21 protein-coding genes are annotated in these 24,033 nt (G+C 60.7%); 20 read left to right on the plus strand and 1 reads right to left on the minus strand.

Annotated elements, in window-relative coordinates; all coding sequences use genetic code 11:
• Nucleotides 1-81: 81 nt before the first annotated feature.
• The 9 genes from AC1VS5_RS00060 (at nucleotide 82) to AC1VS5_RS00100 (ending at nucleotide 8,353) form a co-directional block, all read left to right on the plus strand.
• A complete protein-coding gene (locus tag AC1VS5_RS00060; protein WP_481217258.1) occupies nucleotides 82-1,209 on the plus strand; it encodes an SIS domain-containing protein in 1,128 nt (375 codons plus the stop codon).
• Nucleotides 1,210-1,445: 236 nt separating this feature from the next.
• Nucleotides 1,446-2,252, plus strand: a complete 807-nt coding sequence (locus tag AC1VS5_RS00065; RefSeq protein WP_019127653.1) for a YebC/PmpR family DNA-binding transcriptional regulator — start codon at nucleotides 1,446-1,448, stop codon at nucleotides 2,250-2,252.
• A gap of 192 nt (nucleotides 2,253-2,444) precedes the next feature.
• Nucleotides 2,445-2,993, plus strand: a complete 549-nt coding sequence (locus AC1VS5_RS00070) for a hypothetical protein (RefSeq protein WP_022348866.1) — start codon at nucleotides 2,445-2,447, stop codon at nucleotides 2,991-2,993.
• Nucleotides 2,986-3,435 carry a DUF2273 domain-containing protein gene (locus AC1VS5_RS00075; RefSeq protein ID WP_022348865.1) on the plus strand — a complete coding sequence of 150 codons (450 nt, stop codon included), beginning with the start codon at nucleotides 2,986-2,988 and terminating at the stop codon, nucleotides 3,433-3,435. The genes AC1VS5_RS00070 and AC1VS5_RS00075 overlap by 8 nt, the downstream gene beginning before the upstream one ends.
• Nucleotides 3,436-3,480: 45 nt before the next feature.
• Nucleotides 3,481-4,086 (plus strand): Asp23/Gls24 family envelope stress response protein, encoded by a 606-nt coding sequence (locus AC1VS5_RS00080; protein WP_481217259.1) that lies wholly within the window; start codon nucleotides 3,481-3,483, stop codon nucleotides 4,084-4,086.
• Nucleotides 4,087-4,492: 406 nt separating this feature from the next.
• A complete protein-coding gene (locus tag AC1VS5_RS00085; protein WP_481217260.1) occupies nucleotides 4,493-5,242 on the plus strand; it encodes a methionine ABC transporter ATP-binding protein in 750 nt (249 codons plus the stop codon).
• The gene (locus AC1VS5_RS00090) at nucleotides 5,235-5,918 is read left to right on the plus strand and encodes a methionine ABC transporter permease (protein WP_019127659.1); all 684 of its coding nucleotides are present in this window, start codon (nucleotides 5,235-5,237) and stop codon (nucleotides 5,916-5,918) included. Before AC1VS5_RS00085 ends, AC1VS5_RS00090 begins: the two co-directional genes overlap by 8 nt.
• A 112-nt stretch (nucleotides 5,919-6,030) precedes the next feature.
• Nucleotides 6,031-6,903, plus strand: a complete 873-nt coding sequence (locus tag AC1VS5_RS00095) for a MetQ/NlpA family ABC transporter substrate-binding protein (RefSeq protein WP_346680581.1) — start codon at nucleotides 6,031-6,033, stop codon at nucleotides 6,901-6,903.
• A 544-nt stretch (nucleotides 6,904-7,447) separates the two neighbouring features.
• Nucleotides 7,448-8,353, plus strand: a complete 906-nt coding sequence (locus tag AC1VS5_RS00100; RefSeq protein WP_481217261.1) for a zinc ribbon domain-containing protein — start codon at nucleotides 7,448-7,450, stop codon at nucleotides 8,351-8,353.
• 105 nt (nucleotides 8,354-8,458) lie between these two features.
• On the opposite strand, the gene AC1VS5_RS00105 is transcribed toward AC1VS5_RS00100, so the two are convergent.
• A complete protein-coding gene (locus AC1VS5_RS00105; protein ID WP_481217262.1) occupies nucleotides 8,459-9,277 on the minus strand; it encodes an ABC transporter ATP-binding protein in 819 nt (272 codons plus the stop codon).
• A 377-nt stretch (nucleotides 9,278-9,654) separates the two neighbouring features.
• Here AC1VS5_RS00105 and ilvA point away from each other — a divergent pair, with 377 nt between their 5' ends.
• The 11 genes from ilvA to AC1VS5_RS00160 all read left to right on the plus strand — a co-directional run bounded on the left by ilvA (nucleotide 9,655) and on the right by AC1VS5_RS00160 (nucleotide 23,817).
• Nucleotides 9,655-10,875 (plus strand): threonine ammonia-lyase, encoded by a 1,221-nt coding sequence (gene ilvA / locus AC1VS5_RS00110; protein ID WP_481217263.1) that lies wholly within the window; start codon nucleotides 9,655-9,657, stop codon nucleotides 10,873-10,875.
• Between the two features lie 465 nt (nucleotides 10,876-11,340).
• Entirely contained in the window at nucleotides 11,341-12,720 is a 1,380-nt protein-coding gene (locus tag AC1VS5_RS00115; RefSeq protein ID WP_481217264.1) for an outer membrane protein assembly factor BamB family protein, read from the plus strand.
• Between the two features lie 344 nt (nucleotides 12,721-13,064).
• The gene (locus tag AC1VS5_RS00120) at nucleotides 13,065-14,219 is read left to right on the plus strand and encodes an ABC transporter substrate-binding protein (RefSeq protein ID WP_276765611.1); all 1,155 of its coding nucleotides are present in this window, start codon (nucleotides 13,065-13,067) and stop codon (nucleotides 14,217-14,219) included.
• Between the two features lie 65 nt (nucleotides 14,220-14,284).
• Nucleotides 14,285-15,187, plus strand: a complete 903-nt coding sequence (locus tag AC1VS5_RS00125) for an ABC transporter permease (protein ID WP_481217265.1) — start codon at nucleotides 14,285-14,287, stop codon at nucleotides 15,185-15,187.
• Entirely contained in the window at nucleotides 15,184-16,014 is an 831-nt protein-coding gene (locus tag AC1VS5_RS00130; protein ID WP_144687243.1) for an ABC transporter permease, read from the plus strand. Before AC1VS5_RS00125 ends, AC1VS5_RS00130 begins: the two co-directional genes overlap by 4 nt.
• Nucleotides 16,014-17,039 (plus strand): ABC transporter ATP-binding protein, encoded by a 1,026-nt coding sequence (locus AC1VS5_RS00135; RefSeq protein WP_144687242.1) that lies wholly within the window; start codon nucleotides 16,014-16,016, stop codon nucleotides 17,037-17,039. Before AC1VS5_RS00130 ends, AC1VS5_RS00135 begins: the two co-directional genes overlap by 1 nt.
• A gap of 265 nt (nucleotides 17,040-17,304) precedes the next feature.
• Nucleotides 17,305-18,297, plus strand: a complete 993-nt coding sequence (locus tag AC1VS5_RS00140) for a CehA/McbA family metallohydrolase domain-containing protein (protein WP_481217266.1) — start codon at nucleotides 17,305-17,307, stop codon at nucleotides 18,295-18,297.
• 103 nt (nucleotides 18,298-18,400) lie between these two features.
• Complete coding sequence (locus tag AC1VS5_RS00145; protein ID WP_481217267.1) at nucleotides 18,401-19,243, plus strand: PHP domain-containing protein; 843 nt, start codon at nucleotides 18,401-18,403, stop codon at nucleotides 19,241-19,243.
• A 745-nt stretch (nucleotides 19,244-19,988) separates the two neighbouring features.
• A complete protein-coding gene (locus AC1VS5_RS00150) occupies nucleotides 19,989-20,951 on the plus strand; it encodes a hypothetical protein (protein ID WP_481217268.1) in 963 nt (320 codons plus the stop codon).
• A gap of 92 nt (nucleotides 20,952-21,043) precedes the next feature.
• Complete coding sequence (locus AC1VS5_RS00155; RefSeq protein ID WP_481217269.1) at nucleotides 21,044-22,873, plus strand: serine/threonine-protein kinase; 1,830 nt, start codon at nucleotides 21,044-21,046, stop codon at nucleotides 22,871-22,873.
• On the plus strand, nucleotides 22,873-23,817 hold the full coding sequence (locus tag AC1VS5_RS00160; RefSeq protein ID WP_481217270.1) for an FHA domain-containing protein: 945 nt from the start codon (nucleotides 22,873-22,875) through the stop codon (nucleotides 23,815-23,817). Before AC1VS5_RS00155 ends, AC1VS5_RS00160 begins: the two co-directional genes overlap by 1 nt.
• Nucleotides 23,818-24,033: the final 216 nt, after the last annotated feature.

The following is a 24,033-nucleotide window of genomic DNA, read 5'->3' on the forward strand; positions in this document are numbered from 1 at the left end:
TATAATGTCATAAGACATATCATCATCGGGCGTAACCAAGGCGAAGTGTCTTCGGTCCGGCCTGTGGAGTTGGGAGGAACGATGGCGAGCCAGGCTAACTCAAGCGAGAAGCCGACGATGCTGACGTACGTCGAGCAGACTCCGGCGCAGCTCAAGCTCAACGTCGAGCGCGCCGAAGGGCTCACTGCCGAGTTGGTCGACTTGTACGCCCAAAAGCCCTGCCATTCCATCTGGATCGTGGCCTGCGGTTCAAGCTCGAACGGATCGCAGTGCGCTCGTTATTTCATGATGAAGTACCTGCAGCGCGAGGTGAAGATCGTCTCGCCGGCTACCTTCATCTACGGCGAGCACGACCTGCACGAGGACGATTTCGTCTTCGTGATCTCGCAGAGCGGTTGCTCCACCAATTCCATTGAGGCCCTCGACGAGCTCCGCAAGCTGGGCATCACCGCCATCGGGCTTACGGGCAACGTTGATTCGGACTTTAAGGACTATGCGGACCTCGTGGTCGATTACGGTGTGGGAGAGGAGACCGTGGGCTACGTGACCAAGGGCGTCGCCACGCTCGCGCAGTTCCTCATGCTCTTCGCCATCGAAGCGGGCGCACGCACGGGAATCGTGTCCCCCGAGCAGCGCACCGAGCTCTTGAACGAGATGGCAGACGCCCCGCGTCGTCATGAGATCGTGCAGCGGGAGACCTGGGATCTGTATAAGCGCCACCAAGCCGACTTCACCTCGATGACCGTGGTCAACCACTGTGGTTTCCTACAGGGATATGGCATCGCGTGCGAAGGCGCGCTCAAGTTTGGCGAGACCATCCAGATCCCCAGCTTCGCCTACGAGGGCGAGGAGTGGATTCATGGCCCCAATCTGCAGCTCACGCCGAATTACACGGTGGTGTGCGTCGATCACCTAACTGAGGGTTCCGACCGCCTCGTGGATATCTATCTCGCTGCGCGCACGGTCACGGACCATGCGTTTATCGTTACCAATTCCGAGCGTGTGGATGACGACCATGCCATCCGCCTGCCGTTCGAGATTAAAGAGCCGCTCATGATGCCGCTCTACGTGCTGCCGTTCTACCAGATCATCGCTCACCAGGCCACAACGGACCTCCACCGCTGGGAGAAGCACCCCCTCTTTGAGGAGCGCTTCCGCAAGGCAATCAGCACCAAGACGGATACGATCGACCAGATTATGCCCAACTAGGCGGGGCATCGGCGCGATGGGCGTTGTTCCGCCGCCCGCCGCGCCGCCCACGCCGGTCCCAGAGCGCGCTGCGCTGCCGTATGCGACGGTTGTGCTGCACTTTTTGTCGCGCATGTGAACCCTGTACCAGCTGGGCAAGTCGGTATATCATATTGCCGTTTATGGTTAGACGGGCTGGCGCTCCCGGTGATATGTTCTCGGCGCGCTCGGCCAGAAGCGTATAGAAGGAGTCTCGCATGTCCGGACACTCAAAATGGGCAACAACCAAGCACCGCAAGGGCGCGCAGGACGCTAAGCGTTCGGCACTCTTCTCCAAGCTCTCCCGCAACATCACCGTTGCGGCGCGCCTGGGCAACGATCCCAACCCGGACAACAACGCCTCCCTTGCCGCGGCGGTGGCCAAGGCCAAGGCGCAGTCCATGCCCAAGGACAAGATCAAGAGCGCCATCGACAAGGCCTTCGGCGCCGGTGCCGATGCGGCCGTGTACGAGAACATCGTCTACGAGGGCTATGGCCCCGCGGGCGTTGCCGTCTACGTTGAGTGCCTCACCGATAACCGCAACCGCACCGCCGCCGACGTTCGCTCCGCCTTCTCCCACTCCGGCGGCAGCCTGGGCACCACCGGTTCCGTTGCCTTCCAGTTCGAGCGCAAGGGCCAGATCGTCGTTGCCAAGGAGATTGTGGATCCCAACGACAAGAAGGAGAACCTCATGGCCAACGGCGCTGCCGGCGATGAGGACGAGTTCATGATGGCCGTGGCCGAGGCCGGCGGCGAGGACTACGAGGACGCTGGCGACGAGTGGATCGTGTGGACCAACGCCACCGAGCTCATGGCCGTGTCCAAGGGCATCGAGGGGCAGGGCATCGAGGTCAAGGGCTCTGAGCTCACCATGGTTCCCACCACGCCCACCGCGGTCTCTCCTGCCGACGCCAAGAAGGTTCAGCGCCTCATCGATCGTCTTGAGGAGCTCGACGACGTCCAGGACGTGTACAACACGATGGACATGACCGACGAGGTCGTCGCCGCTCTCGAAGAGGAGTAGCACCCAACGAGACAATCGTGCCAGGTTAATTTGTCTCATGGCAACGCGCCTGCTCCGTGTCTCATGTGATAAAGCGCTTAAGCCGGGTCTGCGCTACGTGCGCGTGCCCGGCTTTCTTTATAATCAGACGAAAGGCGAACGAGCGGGGATGCCGGGCTCGATGCACGGCGGCCCCGATGAGAGGAGACGTGCGTGCGGCTGCTCAAGAAATTCGGCGCGGTGCTGTATCTCGCTGCCGCCATCGTGGTGGTGGGCGGGTTTGCCTGTGCACAGTTTGCCCCCTCGCTGATCAGCCGCCGCGTCGATGCGCTGCTCGCCCATCCAGCTGGACGCATCGTGCTCATCGTGAGTTTGGTGATTGTAGGCGCGGGCGTGCTGCTCAGCGCGCTTTTCGCCTTGCTCGAGCAGCGCCCGCCGTCGAGCGTGCATCCTGCGGGCAACCCCCATATCGAGGTGCGCCTCGCGGCTCTTTCCTCGGCTGCCCGCGCAGCTGCAGAAGCTGAAGATATTTTGGTTGAAGATGTTCGCACGCGCGTTATGGGGCATAACGATTCACAAGTGCGCGTCACACTCGAGGTGATCGCGTTTACCGATACGGGGCTTGAGGCTCTTGGCCGCCGCATCGAAGAGCGCGTTCAGGGTGCTTGCGAGCAACTGCTCGGAGCTACGGGCGTGAACGTGCTTGTGCGGTTCTTGCCGAGTAAGACCACAACGGTGACCAGGGAGGTTTCCGGTGAGTAAGACAGATTTGGGCAACGAGAAGACGGGCGCGCCCAAGTTGCTCATAGAGCAAGGCGACGTGGCGGAGGGACCGGATGCCATGGGCGCAGATGCCGAGGACGCTGCAAGCGCCGAGGGCGCTGCCACGGGCCGCGGACGCAAGCGTCGCCATGCCCGCAAAAAGGCGCGCAAGGAGCGCATCACGCGCGACGATCTGGCGGATGCCGTCGGCTTCATCCAGGGACTTGGCGCTTCGGCGTGGGCCTATGCGGAAGACCATCCCTTTACCGTCGGCTACGCCTTCGTTGGCCTTGTGCTCGCGGTGCTCATCCTTACCATCGGCCTGTGGAGCACGATCGTCATCGCAGTCTTTGTGCTGGTGGGAGCATTGCTCGGCCAGATTCGCGATGGCGATAACGGGCTGGTGAACTTCTTCGGCCGACTGTTCGACCGCCGCTCGTAGTGCAAGCGGCAAACCGTGACGATCTGGGACTCGAAAGGGGATACCATGGCAGCAAGCGATTCGACGACGAAGACGCCGACCGTGGCGGAGCAGGAAGAGCATCAGGGTATCAAGGCGGAAGACGCTGTGAGCGAGGGCGCGGCCGAGGCAGGAGCCCCCAAAGCAGCGGAAGATGCAGCCGATGGCGCCGCGTCGGAAGGGGCTGCACCTACCGATGCCGGCGATGACGCCTATGACGATGAGGATTTCGAAACCGATGATTCCCTCACGTATTCCAACGGCGTGATCGAGAAGATCGTTGCCATGGCCACGCGCGAGGTGCCGCACGTGCTCGGTATGAAGGGCAACCTTGTCCACTTCTTCCAGGAGCAGCTGGGTGCCGAGAACCTCACCAAGGGCGTGACGGTCGAGGTCACCGATGACAACCGCATGATCATCAACATCTCGGTCATCATCGAATACGGCTGCTATGCCCCGGATATCTTCGAGGATGTGAAGAACCGCGTGACCGAGCGCCTTGCCGAGATGACAGGGCTCGAGGTGGCGGGTATCAACCTGCGCATCGAGGATGTCGTGACCCGCGAGGAGTACGAGGCGAGCCGCAAGAAGTTCATCGACAACCTTAAGCGCGAGGACGAAGAAGCCGAGTAAGGTTGGCACGGGGCTGCGGCTTCGCGGCCAGGCGGTTCTCGACTGGATGTGGTTCGCAGGCACCGGGTGTCTGCGAACCATTTTGTGAATCGCAGACACCGGGTGCCTGCGATTCATCTGCGGTCCATGCTTGGCGCGCTGCCAGCTCTTGGGCTTTCCGACCCACCTCGTCCGTTTCAGAACCATTTCGCGCTTGCCATGCCCGCCGCAGGCTGGTAGGCTAACAACCATGTTTACGGTTGCCGCACATATCACGATGATGATGGTCATGGAGATGCCCTCGCCCGGGCACTTTGTCATGTCGCGCGATCGTCGCGGGCATGCGGAGACCGGGCGCCTTCGTTAGGCTATCTCCGGCGGGGGATAGCCCGCCTTCTTTTTCAACCATCCATCGAGCGGAGTTCCCGTGATCGAAATCCAACACCTCACCAAGGCTTACGATGGTACTGCCGCGTCGGCGCACGCGCTTGACGATGTGAGCATCTCCATTGCAGACGGCGACATCGTGGGCATCATCGGCATGAGCGGCGCCGGCAAATCGACGCTCGTGCGCTGCATCAACCTGCTTGAGCGCCCCACCGCTGGCAAGATCGTGGTAGATGGTCAGGATGTGACCGGGCTTACGGGCAAGGAGCTGCGTAGCTATCGTCGCCGCGTGGCGATGATCTTCCAGAGCTTCGGTCTCCTCGCGCAGAAAACGGTACTCGATAACGTTTGCTTTCCGTTCCGTGCAGCCTCAGGGCGCGTAACGGCCGAGAATCGGGAGCGCGCGCTCGAACTGCTCGATATGGTCGGGCTCAAGGAGAAGGCATCGTCGTATCCGTCCCAGCTTTCCGGTGGCCAGCAGCAGCGCGTGGCCATTGCCCGCGCGCTCGCGTGCGATCCGGAGTACATCCTCTGCGACGAGGCCACGAGCGCCTTGGATCCGGCCAGCACCAACACCATCCTCAAGCTCTTGCGCGATATCAACCGCACGACGGGTGTCACCATCATCGTCATCACGCATTCCATGGGCGTCGTAGAGAAAATCTGCCGCAACGTGGTCGTGCTTGATCACGGGCGCGTGGTGGAGCAGGGGAGCGTGGGAGAGGTCTTCGCTAACCCCGTGTCCGACGCCGCTCAGGTTTTGCTCGAAAGGGTTGATTGGGATGCCTAGCATCGTGACCGAATTCATTGGGCAGTATGGCGAGCTGCTTGGCCAGGGCGTGCTTGATACGCTTGTCATGCTCTTTATTTCGACCGCTATCGCCTATGTGATAGGAACGGTGCTCGGTGTGGTGCTCTATCTCACCTCGCCGGGGTCGCTGCGCCCCATGCGCGCGCTTAACGCCGTGCTGGGGTGGGTGGTGAACATCGGTCGTTCGCTGCCTTTCATCATCTTGCTCATCTCGCTCATGCCGGTAACGTCGGCGCTCGTGGGCACGACGTCGGGGGTTCGCGGCGTCATTCCGCCCCTCGTGGTGTCCACCGCCCCCTTCGTGGCGCGCATGATCGAGCAGTCGCTCGCCGAGGTGCCGCGCGCGAGCGTGGAGGCGGCCGAAGCATGCGGGGCGAGCATACCCCGCATCGTGGTCTCGGCGCTCTTGCCCGAGGCGCTGCCGTCGATCGTGCGCGGCGTTTCCATCACGCTTATCGCCGTGCTTGGCTATACGGCTATCGCGGGCGCGGTTGGTGCCGGCGGTCTGGGTGACATCGCCATTCGTTACGGGTACTACCGCTTTGAGGACGAGATGATGGTTGTGACCGTGGTGCTGCTCATCATCATCGTGCAGCTCATTCAGAGCGCATGCGATTTCATCGCGCGCAAGATCGACCATCGTACGCAGGCATAGCGATATCAAATTAAGGGCAGTTCCTATTTGACACTGACCGAGGCTGTTTGAGTCATTTTGGGACGTGTTTCAAACGCCTCAAACGACTCACCAACTAGTAAAGGAGAAGATTATGAACTTCCAGAATGCTTCCATTTCCCGTCGCTCGTTCATTGCAGGCGCCGCTGGACTCGTTGCCGCAGGTTCGCTTGCTGCCTGCAGCGGCGGTTCGAACGAGGCCGGTTCCGCAGCTGGCTCCGGCGCAGCCGCCACCCAGTCCCTCATTGTGGGCGCCTCGCCGAGCCCGCACGCCGTGATCCTTGCCGACTACGCGGCGCCGATTCTCGCGGAGCAGGGCATCGAGCTCGAGGTCAAGTCGTATACGGACTACATCCAGCCCAACAAGGACACCACCTCCGGTGCCATTGACGCCAATTATTTCCAGCACATCAACTACCTCAATAACTACAACGAGGAGAATGGCACCGATCTGGTGAATGTGGGCAAGATTCACTTCGAGCCGATGGGCGTGTTCGCGGGAAAGTCGAGTGATATCGAGAACGTTGCCGACGGAGCCACCTTTGGCGTGCCCAACGATCCCACCAACGAGGGCCGTGCGCTGCTGCTTCTGCAGGATCTTGGGCTCATCACGCTTGCCGATGACGCCGGCATTACCGCTACGCCGAACGACATCGTCGATAACCCCAAGAACTTGCAGTTCTCCGAGCAGGAGGCGGTGGCGCTGCCTCGCACGCTGAACGACGTGGACTTTGCTGTGATCAATGGTAACTATGCCATCGATGCGGGCCTTGCTCTTGAGGACGCTGTGGCCCAGGAAGATGCGAACTCCGCTGTCATTCAGGATGAGTACGCGAACGTGATCGTGACCACGCCGGAGCTCGAGGACGATGAGCGCATCGTGGCGCTCGTGGCGGCCCTGCAGACCGACGACTTCAAGGATTACCTGGTCGAGACCTTTGGCGACGCTGTGCAGGCGGCCTTCTAGGGGGCTCCCTTGCAGAAGCCCGCCCATGTCCGGTGATCAGATAGTTTTCGCAAGAGGGCCCCGCATGGGGCCCTTTTGCTGTGGAACTGTGTTTGGACTGCCACGTACAAGCACATCTACGGTAATTGATCGAGGTATGGGGCCCTTTTGCCGCGGAACTGCGCTTGGGCTAAGGACGGGGTCTCTTGCGGCCGTTCTTGGCTCGCGTGCTCATGGACTGCGGCGCGCTCTTTGTTGATCGGGTTTCACGCTTGGTGTCAAAGAGAGTTGCCCTCCTCGTGTTTGAGAAAGAAGTACTGTTCGTTTCAGTTTTGGGAACATCTATTTCGCGTAAGGCCCGACAAGCGTTTCCAGCGGAGCCGAATCCTGCGACTTTCGTGATATGCGAGGCGTTGCCGGTGGGCCGTAAGAAAAGATATTCCCAAAAGTGAAACGAACGTGCGCGCAGGCGCTGATGCTAAGGTCGCACGATGGTGGCAGAGACCTGCAGCGCGTATAATATCGGTAACGAGGACTATGCGCAGGGGCGTGGGGAGGGGTCGGTATGTTTTGCCCACATTGTGGTTCCCAGCAGCCAGAAGGCAGTAAGTTTTGCGCGGTGTGTGGACGAGAGCTGCAGGCGCCTGCCGCCCAGGCAACAGCTCAGGCGCCGGTCGTTCAGGTGCCTGCTGCCCAAGCGTTTACTGCCCAGGTGCCAACATCCCAGGCGCCTGCTACGCAAAGCGCTCCCAGCGCCGCCAGAACGTTTCCGACGGCCCCAACCGCACATGCGCAGGCGGGCAAGGCGCTGGGCAGGCGCTCGGCGGTCATGATCTTTGCTGCCGTGCTTGCCCTCGTGTTCATGTTTCAGGCTTGGTTTAGCTTCCCGTTCGTGAATAAGTTTCTCAACGCAGCCGTTGCATCGGGTGCCGGCGGCTTTACGGGAATGGAAACCGCGATCGTGCAGTCGGTGAGCCCCTCCGTGACCATGCCGGAGCTCTTCACCTTAGGCAATACGGTCGGCTCGATTGCCGATGCGGCCGCGCAACAGGTCTCGCTCTACAGCTCGTACGGCGCAACCGACTCCTCGCTGCTTCAAATGCAGCAAATGGTCAGCACGTTCGGAACGGTGTCTCTCGTCACGAAGGTGCTCTTCGCTCTATGGGTTATCTGCATTGTGGCGCTGGTCGTGGGCGTTGCCCTCAGGCTGTTCCGCGGCTTTGACGCGGTGCTCTTCTTCGCGCTTGCGGGTACTGCGGTCGTGGCGCTCGCGTGCACGATCGGCTCGTTTGTGCTCGGCGGCATCGTCGAAGGGCTGATTTCCGACATGGCATCGTACTCCAGCTCGTCAAGCTCGGTAAACCTCACGATGTCGCTGCTGAGCCCCTTCATGGCTCCCGCTTATGGTGCGGTGGTGACGATTGTGCTTGGCGCAGCGGGAACCCTCTCGTCGCTCGTGCTCAAGGACTAGTCCGCGGCTGCGGCTGGTCTAGGCCGTAGTCACCCCGGCGCTTGAGCAACGCCGGCTTCGAGTTTTCAAAACGGCGGGCCCAGCCAGCGGGTTCCGCCGTTTTTGCTATTCGTAGCGGCCTTGGAGCGAGTACCAGCCGCGGCGCTCTTCGACTTCAAGCGGCACGCCGAAGAGGTCGGAGAGCGTTGCGCTGGTGAGCAGGTCCTCCTTCGGCCCGTCGGCAAATATTTCGGCATCTTTGATGAGCAGCACGCGCTCGATTGCCGGGATGATGTCTTCAGGATAGTGCGTGACGAGCACGACCGAACGCCCTTCGTCTGCCAAGAGCCTCATCGTGTTGCGCACGTGGTACATGCCTTCGGGATCGAGGCCGGTGCACGGCTCGTCGAAAATCAAGATGCGCGGGTCGCTCATAAGCTCGCGGGCCACGAGCACGCGGCGCACTTGGCCCGTTGAGAGCGTCATGACGTCGCGCTCGGCCAAATCTGCTATGCCCAGCCGGTCGAGGGCGTCTTGGGCCTGGGCTCGCTGCTCGTCTGTCGCTTGCACGTGGTTGGGGAGGCCGAGCGTGCCGAAAAGCCCGCCGCACACGATATCGCTCACCGGCAGGTGCACGCGAACTTGGTCGTGCATAGTGGCGGAAACGATGCCAAGTGCCTGTTTGATATCGGAGAGCAGCGGCCGCGCCTGCCCGCGGAAGCGCACCGGGGGCTCTTCGCGATGAAGCGGGAACGTCTCGCGCGTGAGTAGCTGGATGAACGTCGACTTGCCCGCACCATTGGGACCGAGCAGCGCTACGTGCTCGCCCTCTGCAAGATCGAAATGGTCCACATGCAAAATGGTGCGTCCGCTCCGCACGACGCGCGCATCGCGCAGCGAGAAGAGGGGAGGCGTGTTTGCTGCCGGTTGCGCTGTGCTGGCCATGAAAACCTCGATTCGAGCGCGATGGGGCTGGGGTAGGTCGTAGCAACACGAATTGTGGCACAAACGTCGAATTTGGGGGTGCCAAAGCTGCTGTGGAAACAAAACTCGCGCCAAAGGATCGAATTTTGGAGCACGGGGCAACTATACCTCCATGCGCCAAGCTTCTGACCTGCTGTTTCTGTGGGCCCAATTTGCTTTGTACACGCCCGAGGAAGAAAAATCCGATCCTTTGACGAGAGTTTTGCGTCAGGGGGCCACTCAGACCCTGGCGAATCATTTTGATGGGGCCCATGCCTTCGGCGCTGCTCCACTGTGCTACCGTAGAGACCACGAAAACGGCGCGTATGCTAGCAGTGATGCCAGAGGAGGAATCGCCTATGCCTGAGATGCTCACGCTCGACGCCTTCGAGCAGGCCTCCGAGAAGGTCAAGGAAGTCACGCAGAAGACCGAGCTCGTTGAGAGCCCGCATTTTAGCCAGGCAACGGGCAACCGCGTGTTCTTCAAGCCCGAGAACATGCAGCGTACAGGCGCCTACAAGGTGCGCGGCGCCTACTATAAGATCAGCACGCTCGCGCCCGAAGAGCTGGAGCGCGGTATCATCACCGCGAGCGCGGGCAACCATGCGCAGGGCGTGGCATTTGCCGCCTCTCGCGCCGGGGCGCGCTCCATCGTTGTCATGCCCACGACGACGCCGCTCATCAAGGTCGAGCGCACCAAAGGCTACGGAGCCGAGGTCGTGCTCTATGGCGACGTGTACGACGAGTCGTGCGAATATGCCATGCAGCTTGCCGAGGAGCACGGCTATACGTTCATCCACCCCTTCAACGATCCCGTGGTGGCAACGGGCCAGGGTACCATTGCCATGGAAATCGTTTCCGAACTGCCGCTCGTAGACACCATTCTCGTTCCGGTGGGCGGTGGCGGTCTGGCTTGCGGCGTCTCAACCTTTGCCAAGCTCTACAATCCCAAGATCCGCGTGATCGGCGTGGAGCCCGAAGGCGCCCCCTCGCTCACGCGCGCGCTCGAGGCGGGGCATGTGGTGAAGCTGCCGAGCGCAAACACCATTGCCGACGGAACGGCGGTGCTTGAATGCGGCGACCAGGTGTTTCCCTATCTTCAGGCCAATCTGGACGACGTCATCACGGTCCCCGATGAAGAGCTCATCGTTGCGTTCCTCGATATGGTTGAGAATCATAAGATGATTGTCGAGAATTCGGGTTTGCTTACCGTGGCGGCGCTCAAGCACCTGCCGGCGGAGAACCGGCGCGTGGCTTCGATCCTCTCTGGCGGGAACATGGACGTCATCACCATGAGTTCGGTCGTGCAGCACGGGCTCATCGCGCGCGACCGCATCTTCACGGTGAGCGTGCTTTTGCCCGACCGCCCCGGCATGCTCGTGAAGGTGGCAAGCGCCATCGCCGAGCAGAACGGCAACGTCATCAAGCTCGAGCACAACCAGTTCGTGAGCACCAATCGCAACGCCGCCGTAGAGCTTCGCGTGACCATCGAGGCATACGGCACCTCGCACAAGGAGCAGATCATGGACGCGCTGCGCACGGCCGGCTTCGAACCCGCCCTCAGCGCCACCATGCTGTGACGGAGCCGGAGCGGCCGGCAAAGAAGCCCCGTACGGAGCGGGCGGCGGCATCTGCACATTTCGGCATGCTTTTGAAAGGCCGCAATGCGTAGAGGCTGCTGCTCGCGCCATGGAGGGAGTTTGGGGCAGCAGGAGTGATGAAAGCTGTCGGGTTGATGAATGCCCTTTCCTGCATCGATTTGGTTGTTTTTATCGGTTGCACCACGCATCATGACGTGGTCAATTCGGGGTCAGTGACGACTCGTTTCATCTACCGCCGAGCGCTGTATGCACGCCTTTCGCATAATAATAATCATAATATGATGAATAAAGCATATAGTTAAGAAGTCATGTTTCCGTCTTGGCTGATGAGGTATGGGCCATGTCGAAAGGAGCATGAAGGTATGCGATATATTCAAGTTTATGCCGAAGATTTCGTGACGGTTATTGATGCCTATCCTGTAACGTACGAGTTGGAATAAGAACATGAAGTCGGTATATACTCGTCGCTCAGCGATATGCGTTGGAATACTCAGTTCACTTGGGTTGTTATCGGCTTCTGCTCTGTCCAGTTGTTCGGGTCGTGAATCCTCTCATGCTCAACATGAAGGGTCGGAGCGTGTCGCAGGCCCAATTCATTGGAATGCTGAGGTTTGCGTAAGCAAGGGTGCTTTATCCGGCGAAGAACTCGGGGCTTCCGTTATCGTGAACGGGCAGGCAGAGACGAGTCGAATCGACGGTAACGACGATCGCTTGTTCATCGGCGCCGGCAACGAGCTGCGTAGCTACAGCAAGGCTACAGGCGAGTTACTGTGTACGCAGGCCATTGATGGATCTTGGGGCAATATCGAACAGGCTTTGGCGCTCGCCGGCGATTATGTGCTCGTGTTTTGCAGATGGGGTCGCGTGGCAGCATTCGATGCCGATACGCTGGAGACAAGGTGGAACGTCTCCGTCATCTCCGTCGAAGATGAAGACGTTGCAACGCAGCTTGAGGGGAGCGACCAAGAGCCGCCCATCGTTGTCGGTTGGGAGTCAACCGATTTTGCCATCTTTGATGGAAATGCCTATATTGGGGTCTCCTCGTATGAACTTGCAGCGACATCTCGACTTGCCTGTATAGACATACGTACGGGAACGCTGCAATGGAACGTAACGGTTGATAGTCGAATCATCGCCTCGGGTAATCTCGGGTACCCCTATGCAAGCCCTTATGGGTTGTTGGTTCCAGCGGGAACCGAAGCGGCGTGTCTTCTGGTGAGCTATGCTGACGGCGAGATTGTTCAGCACCTCGAAGTGGACGATATGATTACTACCGGGTTTTCTCACGATGGAGAGGCTGGGGACGTTGTCTATTTTCAGACGCGTCGAGGGACGCTGTGCCGTGTCGCATTCGATGGCGATGGGCAGGCGCACATAAGTTGTTCGACCGACGGCCTTGATGATGACAAACGCACACCCTCTGGTGCGATGCCACTTGTATTCGATGGCTATGTGCTGGTAAACGCGCCGACTATAGATGAAAGTGCTGGGAGCACGGTGCTCGACCCAGATCATGACGCAAGCAACGGAGCGTGCAACGTCTTTGATGCGGAAACGCTTGAGCTCGTTGGTTCGGTTCCTGCGCGGGAAATCGAGTCAACTCCGACGCTTGTTGATGGATCGGCGGTGTATCTGGGCGAAGGGGGTATCTACCGTATCGGGCTCGACGAATTGCCAAACGCGCTGGAAATGACCGAGCTTACCACCGAGGTTCACAGGACGCATCAGGCCTGGGATCAGCCGTTGCTTGTTGAGGACGGTACAGCGTATGTGGTGTCGGGCAATACCGACAGGCAAAACCTGTATGCCATCGCGCTCGGGTAGCGTGCAGGCAAACAGCAGAGAGTCATTACCTGTGATTCTCCGCGTGCATTGCGAGTAGCAGCTTTTTCGCGTCTGGGCTCCTTTATAAGGCCGCAATGCGTAGAGACTGCTGCTCGCGTCGCATCGGCTTTTCCCGGGACGCCCGATTCCCCTGCGTTCGATTCTTTACAGACGCGCGCGCATGAAAAGGAAAAACGCAGCATCTGTTAGCTAATCGTAAGATTCCGTCAGCCTTGCGAAAGCCTTTCGGCGCAAGGGGTATCCTCTGTTCCTCCCTTCGATATCGTTGTCCTGCTGTTTATTGCAATGTAGCCATAGAAGCAGTGAAGACGATGGGAGTAAACGTGGATACAGAAAAGATCGTGCGCGTGGCGATGGAGCGCGGCGTGTCCCGCCGCCAGTTCTTCAACATGCTGGCGGGCGCCGGCATGGCTATCGTGGCGGGCAGCGCCTTGACCGGTTGCGACGATGGCTCCGGCGATGCGGCTGCTGTTGATTACAACGAGATGTCGCTCGAAGACCTCATCGCGCAGGCGCAGGAGGAGGGCGAGATCCAGTCCGTTGGTATGCCCGACACCTGGGCCAACTGGGTCGAGACCTGGCAGGATATCGAGGCCGAGTACGGTATCACCCACGCCGACCAGGACATGTCCTCGTCCGAGGAGCTCTCCATGTTCCGCGAGGAGGGCGCCGACGGCACCAAAGACATCGGCGACGTGGGCCAGTCGTGGGGCCCCACGGCCGAGGAGCAGGAGCTCACGCTCAAGTACAAGACGAGCTACTGGGACGAGATCCCCGATTGGGCCAAGGACGACGACGGCGACTGGATCGTGGGCTACTACGGCACCATCTCCTTCATGTCCAACGACGCCACGGTCTCCAACCCGCCCACGAGCTTCCAGGACCTGCTCGACGGCGACTACACGGTCTGCGTGGGCGACGTGACCGCCGCCGCTGTGGCGCAGTACGCGAGCCTCGCCGCCGCCTACGCGCTCGGTGGTGATATCGACAACATGCAGCCCGCCTATGACTTCCTGCTCGAGCTTGCCGAGGCCGGCCGCCTCGATGTCGCCGATGCCTCGCTCGCGCGTCTTGAGTCCGGCGAGATCGATGTCTGCATCAACTGGGACTACAACTCGCTCAACTACCGCGACCAGATTCAGACGAACAACCCCAACGCTTCCTTCACGGTGAGCATTCCGCAGGATGCGAGCGTGCAGTCGGGCTACTGCACCGTTATCAACAAGTACGCCCCGCACCCGGCGGCCGCGTGCCTCGCCCGCGAGTTCATCCTCTCCGACGAGGGCCAGATCAACCTCGCCCGCGGCTACGCGACTCCCATCCGCGACGTGGAGCTGCCCGAGGACGTGGCTGCCATGCGTCTGCCCGACGAGCAGTACGGTGATCAGGTCCAGACGGTGGACGAGTCCGTCTGGAGTGGCGTGTGCCAGGACCTTATCACCTGGTACCAGGAGAATGTTATCCCGGCTCTGGGCTAAGGAACTTCGAAAGGAGCTAGACGGGGCGGGATTCATCGCGCCCCGTCGTTCGTATGGAAAACGTTTTGCAGCAAGATGCCGGTGTCGAGCCGGCCGCCGCGAGCAAGGCGAAGACGGCGAAGCGCCGTCCTTGGATGGGCTATATCGCCATCGTTCCGTTCTTCCTCGTGGTGATTCTCTACGAGCTTGCCCCTTTGGCGCAGCTCGCCCTTGATTCGGTGATCGGCCGCGACTCTGAGGCGCTTGGCCTCGAGAACTATATCCGCGTGTTCACCACGCCGCTCTACACGCAGTCTATCTGGAACAGCGTGTGGATCAGCCTGCTTTCTGCTGTGGTGGGCATCGTGGTGGCGTTCCTTGCGGCGCGCTTCTGCTCCGAGGCGAGCCCGCGCGTTCGCAACGGCTTCACCATGGTGCTCAACATGATGTCGAACTTCTCGGGCGTGCCGCTGGCCTTCGCGTTCATGATCCTCATGGGCAACGCCGGCGTGCTCACGCTCATCGGCGAGCAGTTCAACATCCCGTTCCTTGCCAATTTCAATCTCTATGGTTTCGACGGCCTGGTCATGATGTACATCTACTTCCAGATTCCGTTGGCCACGCTGCTGCTCATCCCGGCGTTTGCAGGCATCCGCAAGGAATGGCGCGAGGCGGCAACCATTCTCAAGGCCTCGACCTTCGATTACTGGTTCCGCATCGTGATCCCCAACCTCATGCCCTCCATTCTGGGCACGCTGTCGGTGCTCTTCTCTAACGCACTCGCTGCCTACGCAACGGCCTATGCACTCGTGATGAACAACTACGCGCTCTTGGCGCTGCAGATCACCTCGCGCTTCCGTGGTGACGTGCAGACCGATGCCGCCACGGGCGGTGCCCTCGCCATAGTGCTCATCGCCCTCATGGTCATCTGCACGCTCGTGAACAACTACTTCACGCGCCGTGCTGCCAAGGGGAGGGAGATCGTATGAGCAAGAAGAACGCCGTTGCCAGCGCGGCGCCCAAGCAGAAGACCTCCCTTGCCGGCAAGATCTTCTTGGGCGCCGTCGCCCTGTATCTGCTGATCCCGTTCGCCGTGACGCTCGTGTATTCGCTCTTCGTTGAATGGACCGACATCCTGCCGTCCGGGTTCACGCTGCGCAACTATGTAGAGCTGTTCTCCAACACTACGTTCTGGATGTCCATAGGCCGCACATTGATCCTGTGCATCGTGAGCGTGATCATTACCATCGTGCTCATCCTTGCGGCCATGTATGTGGTCGTGGCCGTCAATCGCAAGCTTGCGGGTGTGATGCAGTTTCTCTGCATGATCCCCTATGCGCTGCAGGGCGTGATCCTCTCGATCGGTATCATCTCGCTTTACACCGGTACGGGCACGATTCTCTCCAACCGGCTGTTCATGCTGTTCGGCGCGTACACCATCTTGGTGCTGCCCTACATCTACCAGGGCATTCGCAATGCGCTCAATTCGATCGATGCCGAGATGCTCATCCAGGCGGCCGAGATGCTCGGCTGCGGGCGCTTCCGCGCGTACGTGCAGGTGGTGCTGCCGAACATCCTCTCCGGCATCTTGGTGTCGAGCTTGCTTGCCGAGAGCATCATCTTCGGCGACTTCGTGCTTGCCAACAACATCGCGGGCACCAACTACCAGAACATCCAGGTGTTCCTGCAGGCGAACATGGACGTTTCGAGCGGCCTTTCCAGCGCCATCGTCGTGGTCATCTTCGTGGTGGTTGCGCTCGTGACGGCGGTGGTTTTGAAGCTGCAGAACTCGTCTACCCAGAAGGAGACCAAGTAATGGCCTATATTGAATTCCGCGACGTCGTCAAGCGCTTTGGCGATAACACCGTCCTTGATCACATCAATTTCGGTATCGAGAAGGGCGACCTTGTGACGCTGCTCGGCCCCTCCGGCTGCGGCAAATCCACCCTGCTGCGCTGCCTTTCCGGCCTGGAGCAGGTTACCGAGGGCACCATCATCCTCGACGGCGAGGATATCACCAACGTGCCGGCGAGCAAGCGCAACATCGGCATGGTGTTCCAGCAGTACAGCCTGTTCCCCAACATGACGGTCGAGCAGAACATCGCCTTCGGTCTCAAGATGCAGAAGACCCCGCAGGACGTGATCGACAAGAAGGTGGCCGAGGCCATCGCCATGGTCGAGCTTACCGGCAAAGAGCGCGCCTACCCCGCGAGCCTTTCCGGCGGCCAGCAGCAGCGCGCGGCGCTCGCCCGCTCGATTGTGACCGAGCCTAAGGTGCTCTTGCTCGATGAGCCTCTTTCGGCCATCGATGCGAAGCTCCGCAAAGCCCTGCAGTCGCGCATTCGCGAGATCAATCAAGAGCTCAACCTGACCTCGATCTTCGTGACGCACGACCAGGACGAGGCCATGGTCATGTCCGACGTGATCCAGCTCTTCCATGACGGACGCATCGAGCAGGCCGGCAGCCCGGTCGAGGTGTACACCAACCCGGTCTCCGAGTTCGCGGCGAGCTTCATCGGCAGCTACAACCAGCTGCGCGCCGAGGAGTACGGCATGCTCACCGGCACGGTGGTACCGGCGGGCAATGTGGTGGCCATCCGTCCCGAGACCATCGGCATCACGGCCGAGCGCCCTGCCGAGGCCGACGGCTGCTACGTGGTCAAGGGCATGGTCGTGGACAGCGTGCCACGCGGCAACGTGCTGCGCTACACCGTGCGCGTGGGTGCCACCGTGCTGCGTGTGGATGCGCTTTTCCGCAGCTTCCACATGTTCAATACCGGTGACGACGTGTTCCTGACCATTCCCGAGCACGATTGCCTGGTCATTCCCGCCGCGGCGTAGCGCTGCGTGCGGAGACGCTCCTTCCAGACGCGCGGGCGGCGGTGTGTGCGCACATGTTGGCGCATGCATCGCTGCTCGCGTGATGGCGTGATTCAACGAGCCAAGTGAGAAAACGAACCCGGTTACTTTTATCATTTTGGGGATGAGGGGTGATGAAGCGGAGCGGGGAACCTCTTGTCGGTTCCTGCCTCCTTCGAGACGTTCGCTCGCACCCCCCGAAGCAACGTCGATGTTTTCTCACGGGTATCTCAGCTAAGGATGAACCATGACGCATTTTGCCGATCAGACGGGGCTGCCGGAGGATTTGCCTCGCTATAAGGGGAACCTGCACAGCCACACGGTCAACTCTGACGGGCGCTGGACGCCCGAGCAGTCGGTAGCCGAGCACCGGTCGCACGGCTACCAATTCCTCTGCCTTTCCGACCACGACCTGTTTACCGACTATTCCGGTGCTTTTGACACGGAGGACTTCATCATCCTGCCCGGCATCGAAGCTTCGGCGGTCCTGGTATCCGATGACGGCAAGGGCACGCGCCTGGCCACGCACCATATTCACGGCATCTTGGGTACGGACGAGATGGTTGCCGCTGCACCGCGCAGGTTTGCGCACATGGAGCGGCTGGAGCCGGTGATATGCCGGGGCGGCTGGGATGGCCGCGCCGTGGCGCAGCGGGTGGTGGACGAGCTGGCCGCGCATGGCTGTGCCGTGATGTACAACCATCCTATCTGGAGCCGCGTAGACCCGGCGGACGTCGTGGGGCTCGAGGGCTGCTTTGCCATCGAGGTACACAACTTCGGCACGGTGGAGGAGTGCGCGCTCGGGCACGATACGCTGTTCTGGGATCTTATGCTGCGTCGTGGGCAACGGTTGGGCGGCGTGGCATCGGACGATAACCACAATGCGCCTGATCTGCCCGATTCCTTTGGCGGCTGGGTGATGGTCGCTGCTCCCGAGCTCACGCGCGATGCGGTGGTGCGCGCGCTTGTAGAGGGGGCGTTCTATGCGTCGAGCGGCCCTTCGATTGAAAACTGGGGCGTACGCGACGGACGTGCCTGGGTAGCGTGCAGTCCTTGCGAACGCGTGAGCCTTATTGCAGGAGGTCCGGTGGGAGTGGGCGAGACGCGCCGCTCCGCTGGCGGCCCGCTCTTGGATTATGCTGAGTTCGAGTTGCACGGTACCGAGACGTACCTACGCTTTGAGTGCGTGGATGCGACGGGACATGCGGCGTGGAGCAATCCGCTGTATCCTGAAGCGTAGCACGGCTCCGCGCGACCCGTTTCCGTATCGCTCTCCGAGCGGGGCGAGACCTAGAAAGGGAGCGGGCGATTCCGGAAGACTGATAGAGAAAGCGAGACCGAGCATGATCGAGCCTTTGCCTGCCCGTTCTATCGTCGACACGCACACCCATACGCGGTTCTCGGACGGCGTCGGTACGTTTATGGAGAACGCGGCTGCTGCGGTCGCCGCGAGATGCCGCGTGATGGTCTCGACCGACCACCTTACGCTGCCGCGCATAATGGACCCAGGCGAGGAGGTCCAGGTGCCCGAGGCGCGCCTTGCCGAGCACCGTGCGGCGTTCGAGGCAGCTGCAGCCGAGTATCCTGAGCTCGAGTACATCTATGGCTTCGAGTGCGATTGGTATGAGGGCTGCGAGGAGAACATCCGCCGCTGGAGTGCGGGCGCGCTCGTGCGCTTGGGGTCGGTGCATTGGCTGGGGCCCATCGAGGGCGGCGCTTGGATCGACGATTCGACCGACCGGCGTATTTGGGAGGAGTTAGGCCCGGACGAGGTCTGGCGGCGCTATGCAGAGACCTGGTGCCGCGCGTGCGAGTGCCCGCTCTTCGACACGATGGCGCACCCGGACCTCGCCATGCGCTTTGTGAACGACGGCTTCGCGCCCACGATCGACCTCGCGCCGCTCTGGGACGAGATGGTGGCCTGTGCGCACGGTACCGGCAAACGCGTGGAGCTTTCCACGGCGGGGTGGCGAAAGGGCGTGGGCGATTATTACCCGGCCAGGGGCTTGCTCGAGCGATTCTGCCACGCGGGTGTGCCCATCACCGTTGGCTCCGACGGCCATGTGCCGGGCGACCTGTGCTGGGGAATCGAGCAGGCGTACGACCATGCGGCGTCGGTTGGCTACCGTACCGTTGAGGTGCCGCGCGCGGACGGCTCGTGGGAGCAGATGGAAATCGTTGCGTAGCGCGGCGTGTTGCCGGGGCGGCGTTGTCGGGCGGCACGCTGCCGAGGCGGCGCGCTATCGGACGGCGCACAACCGGGGCGTCGCTGTCGCTGACGCTGGCGTGGGATCAGGGCGTCGAGATGGTGTGCTGGAGGGGCTTCGCCGGCGCGACCGCCTTCGAGGTCTACTTTTGCGACCCGTGTTCGCCGTAGCAGCGCGGAACCAACGAGAACACCAACGGCTCGTTAGGCAGTACTTCCCCAAGGGGACGGACTTCTCGGCAGTTTTCGACGCCGAGGTGGAAGCCGCGCGGGACGAGCTCAACGGCAGGCAGGGGAAGACGTTGGGATGGATGATCCCCTCTGAGGCGATGGCAGGGTTTCCGGGATCGGATGTGGCTGGTGCAATCAGAGTGCGATGTTGTTTCTCCGTCGACCGCTATCGTCACGTCACAGGCCCCTGAGTGTGCAATTTGATGTGCTGAAGCCAATAGCACTCATGTAGAGCGAATACGACGCGTACGCAACGTCCTTTCATGCTGGCTGTTAGAAGGATCGGTGTGTCGGAGCCTTCAATTTCGGACATAGGCCATGCGTGATGGCGTTTGTCGAACAACTTTTTGACCGAATGCAATGGTAGGCTACCCGTAGACATCGGGCGCAATTACTCACTCGCTGCTTACGCTATGAGCCATTTGAACCCGTCCCCAATGACGGGCTTAATGACTCAGGTACAATGGTGGGCGAGCGGGAAGAAGGAGAAGCTGATGAGTCCACAATCGCGTATGCGCGCGCTGTTCAAGCGGCTCAGTAGGCGGTTGGCGTTGCCCTCGGTTCTTATGGGGCTCGTCGTTTTCTCGTTCACGCTTCTCTTTTTTGGCGCCGCGGTCTACACCGCAGCCCTTCCGTCCCTCGTGGCCAACGCCGAACAGAGCGACGGCGCGTATGCCCAGATTGCAAGCGGGGCTTTGCTTGAAGCATTGACGGAAACGCCCGGAGACGATTCTTCACAGGGCAATGCGGGCACCAGCAGTTCTCACCAAGGTGGCGTAACGTCTTCAGGGCGCGTTGTGAGTGGCGTGGGCGGGGTTACGGGCGGCGTTTCCACGCCGATAACTTCCACCGACGATTCAACGGAAGATTCCGCTCATGAGGGCGATTCCGATAAGGATTCGAACGCCACACCTCCCCAAGATGGCGGGGAAGAACCTGGCTCGGGAGCGGACGACAACGACCCAAGCACTCCGCCAGATGAAGACGGGTCTGGCGATGATAAGCCCGATGACACCGAGAAAGACCAGCAGGATTATGAGTTTCTCCTCGCTGAGTTCCAAGCAATCGACGGCGAGGGCGGCTACATCGACCAGATCAATGCGTGCAGCACTTCATTCGATCAGGACAAGTTCGCGCCTACAGAAGTGCGCACTACACATCTGTATCGCTGCGAAGCAATCAATGCGGAGCTCTACAGTCACTACGTCGCCCTTGTGAACAGAGTGGGCGGCATGTCGTCGCATAATTCCGCTGCCGCGGGCAAGCTGCTCGGGATGTATCGCTGCCTGAGCGGATATTTGGATACATTGAGCGAGGCGTGGATAGTGAACCTCTCGTTCGAAGACCCTTCCGACCACGTGGACGAGTTCATGCAGCCCATCTGGAATGACGAGGTAAATGGCGAGAACAAGCACCTTGCTGAGTTCAATGAGTACTACAGTGAGTTCGTGCTATGAATTCGAACGAAAACGTCCTTTCAAAGGCATCTGAAGATCGGGCTAGCGAGGAGATCCAGGACGCAGTGTCACGCTCGCTAAGAGGCGCACAGGTGAAACACCTTCGCGTGGTGCATGTCGACCACTTCGAAGCAGCGGTTCCGCTTGCAGATTACGAGCAGGCGGCGTATCGGCGCCGGTTCTGCACCCTTTTCGTCGACGATGAGCGCACGCGCACAGGCGGCCTTGGGCGCGTGATGTTCGCCCAGAACGCCATGGGTGAGGCGTTGGCGCTGAAGACTATGCTGCCCGCCGCAAACGATGCGGGCACAAGTGATGCGGCTACCGAAGAAATCAATCCTGAAGACGCTGCAAAGCGCCGCGAACAGCTTCGCGGCCGCGCGTTCCGCAGGGAATACGAGGAGCATCGGGCACTTGGCGGTATCAAGGGAGTCCCTCGGCTGTATGGTTATGGAAGTGTCGATGGGGCACCGGCGATCGTCATGGAATGGATCGACGGCATAACGCTTGCGCAGGCGGCACGTCAGATTGCAGTCGACGATGCGCACCGCATGTCCTCGCCTACCGTGGCGCGGATAGGGCGCGACCTTTTCGACGTGCTCGCCCGCTTTGATGCTCTGGATGAAGGTTTCGTCCACCGCGATATCTCGCCTTCGAACGTGATGGTTCGAACTTCCCATCTTTCAGTAGAACAGCAGGAAGGGGAAGGCGCGTTCGATTTGTGTCTTGTGGACTTCGGTTCTGCGACGGCGCTACAGCAAGGCAATCGGGGATCGTTCACGGATTCCGTAGGTGCCGTGCGCCTTGCCACGCCTAACTACGCGCCGCCCGAGATGCTCACGAATGACATCTCGGGCATTGCGTCGCTTCGCCAGTCTGCGTCGGTCGACGTGTATGCAGCGGCGAGCGTGCTCTTCGAGCTGGTGACAGGCAACGTTCCATTTGACCTCGACGGTGCGGCGGGACAAGCCGAAGAGCCCGCGAGTGACCATGCCAGCAACGATAGTCATGCAACGCAGGAAGAGGGGAAGCCAGGCGACGCGGTATCCCCATACCTCATCAAGAGCAGCTCCTCGCCCCGCGTCTTCCTGGGTGCGCACGAGGCGGCTCCGGCGATCGTTGACGTTTTGGCTCTCGAAGAAGAGGTTGCCATCACGGTGGGCAAAGCACTGCTCGATTTTGGCATGGAACCAGAAGAGCAGACGTTGCGCGATGCACTTGTGCTGGTAGACGGTCAACTTGCAGATATGCTGAAAGCTTGCCTCTCGCCAAAGCAGAGCGACCGCCCGTCTGCCGAGGCGATGCGCGATGGCCTTGCGGCATTTTGCGAGCACTATGGTCAAAATGTCGCGCGGGCGCTGCGTGGTACCCCGCTCATCCCCTGCTGGGGGACTGTCTCGTGGCTCGATGCGGCATCCCCACTCGCGCTTCGCCGCATCGTGCGATCCGTGGGCAAGGCAATCGCTCTGGGCGTTTTGATGGTCTCATCCTTGGCGACCGGCCTTTTGCTTGACGGCGCCCTTGCCCAGGTCACCATGGGGGCGACTTCGCTGCCTATAACGCTTAACGGGATCGTCGTGGCATTCGCGCTCTTGGTTCCCGCGCTGTGCGCCCGCATCGCGAGCCGCACGTCGCGCGCCACGCGCCCTGGCTTCCTGCGGGGAACGTGCGCCTTGCTGGTGGCGACGGCTATCTTCGTGATTGGCATAGGGCTTTTGGATTTTGAGTCTGTTCGCGGCGCGCTTGGCTTGTACGCCGCCCTATTCGCAGCGGTGGCTGCCGGGTGGTGCCCTATTGTGCTTGACTATGCTATGGCGGTCGTTCCGGCGCTGCTTGCCGAGCGTCGTCGCATGCTTCAGGCTGCGGACGCGCATCCCGCCTTGCGCGAACGCGAAGTTCACGAGCTTACCGAGGGAGAATGATGGTGTTTCGACAAGCCGACCTCACGCCCTGCGGCGTGCTCTTCGATGTGTTCAAGCGCAAGGGTGGCATCAGCCACAAAGAGCTCGCCGGCCTCCTTTTGTCCGATCGCCCGCTTTCCGACGGCAGAAGCGCGTCGAGTCGCGCTTCCGATCGCACGTGGCTCTCGCACTTCATTGTTCATGCGCCGGTAGGCTCCCTCCAGCCCGGATATTTCCGAGACTGGGGACTTGCTGCCCAGCGGATTATGAGCAGGCTTCGGCAGCACGGGCCGCGCAGCATGACGTTCGAGAAGATAATCGACTTGGTGTGCGGCGAAGGCTGCGAACTCATGTGTGCGGCGCTCGCGGCATGCTACCAGAACGTTCAGCTGTACCGCAACGCTCTGGCGCGCTTTTCCAAGGGTCAGGGGCACACTACAGGTGAGCATGCGGAGGCGTTGCTTGTTCTCTTCGTGGCGGTGGGATGCTCCGCCCAGGTGCGGACGGCGATCGACTATGCGCTCGAGTACGTCGATAAGAACTTGGGCGGTCGCATGGGAACGCCGGAGTCTGCGCCGGTGAACAATGCGGAAGCGGGTGCGAGTGGCGCTGCCGACGACGTGCCGCACGCGATCGGGCTCGTACGCGTAAGCGACGGTTACCTTACGGGCGATATACACTGGATCGATCCGGTGGGTGTCGGTGCCGTGATCGGCGCGGTGGCCACTGGCACGGCGGATATCTCGGATGTAGAAGAGGACGTGTCTGCCGAGCATGCGAGCGTGGGCTGGGATGCGGGGTGCAGCCGCTGGTTGCTGCGCGACCTGGGCTCGACGAACGGCACGAGGCTGGTAAGCGGAGCCAACGGCGAGGAAAAGGTGCTCGATTCTGGTGGAGCGGCGGAGCTCTATCCCGGTGATGAGATCACCCTTGGCGCCTCCACGACCTTCGTGGTCATGGCGTAAATGCGAAACGCCCGGCCTCGAAAAGATGATGAGGCGGTTCGCGGAAACCCAAATCGCGTTAAGTGAACGGTTTTAACGGGGGTGTCGAAGTATAAAAGAGATATGTAAAAAGAAAAGCGCAGGTAATCGAGGTGTGAAAATTCGGAATACCTGACGGGTGCCTTCAAAACTATTCACTTGGCGCGATTTGGGAAAAGACATTATTCCGACGTTTTG

This window comes from Enorma sp. (assembly GCF_982429025.1).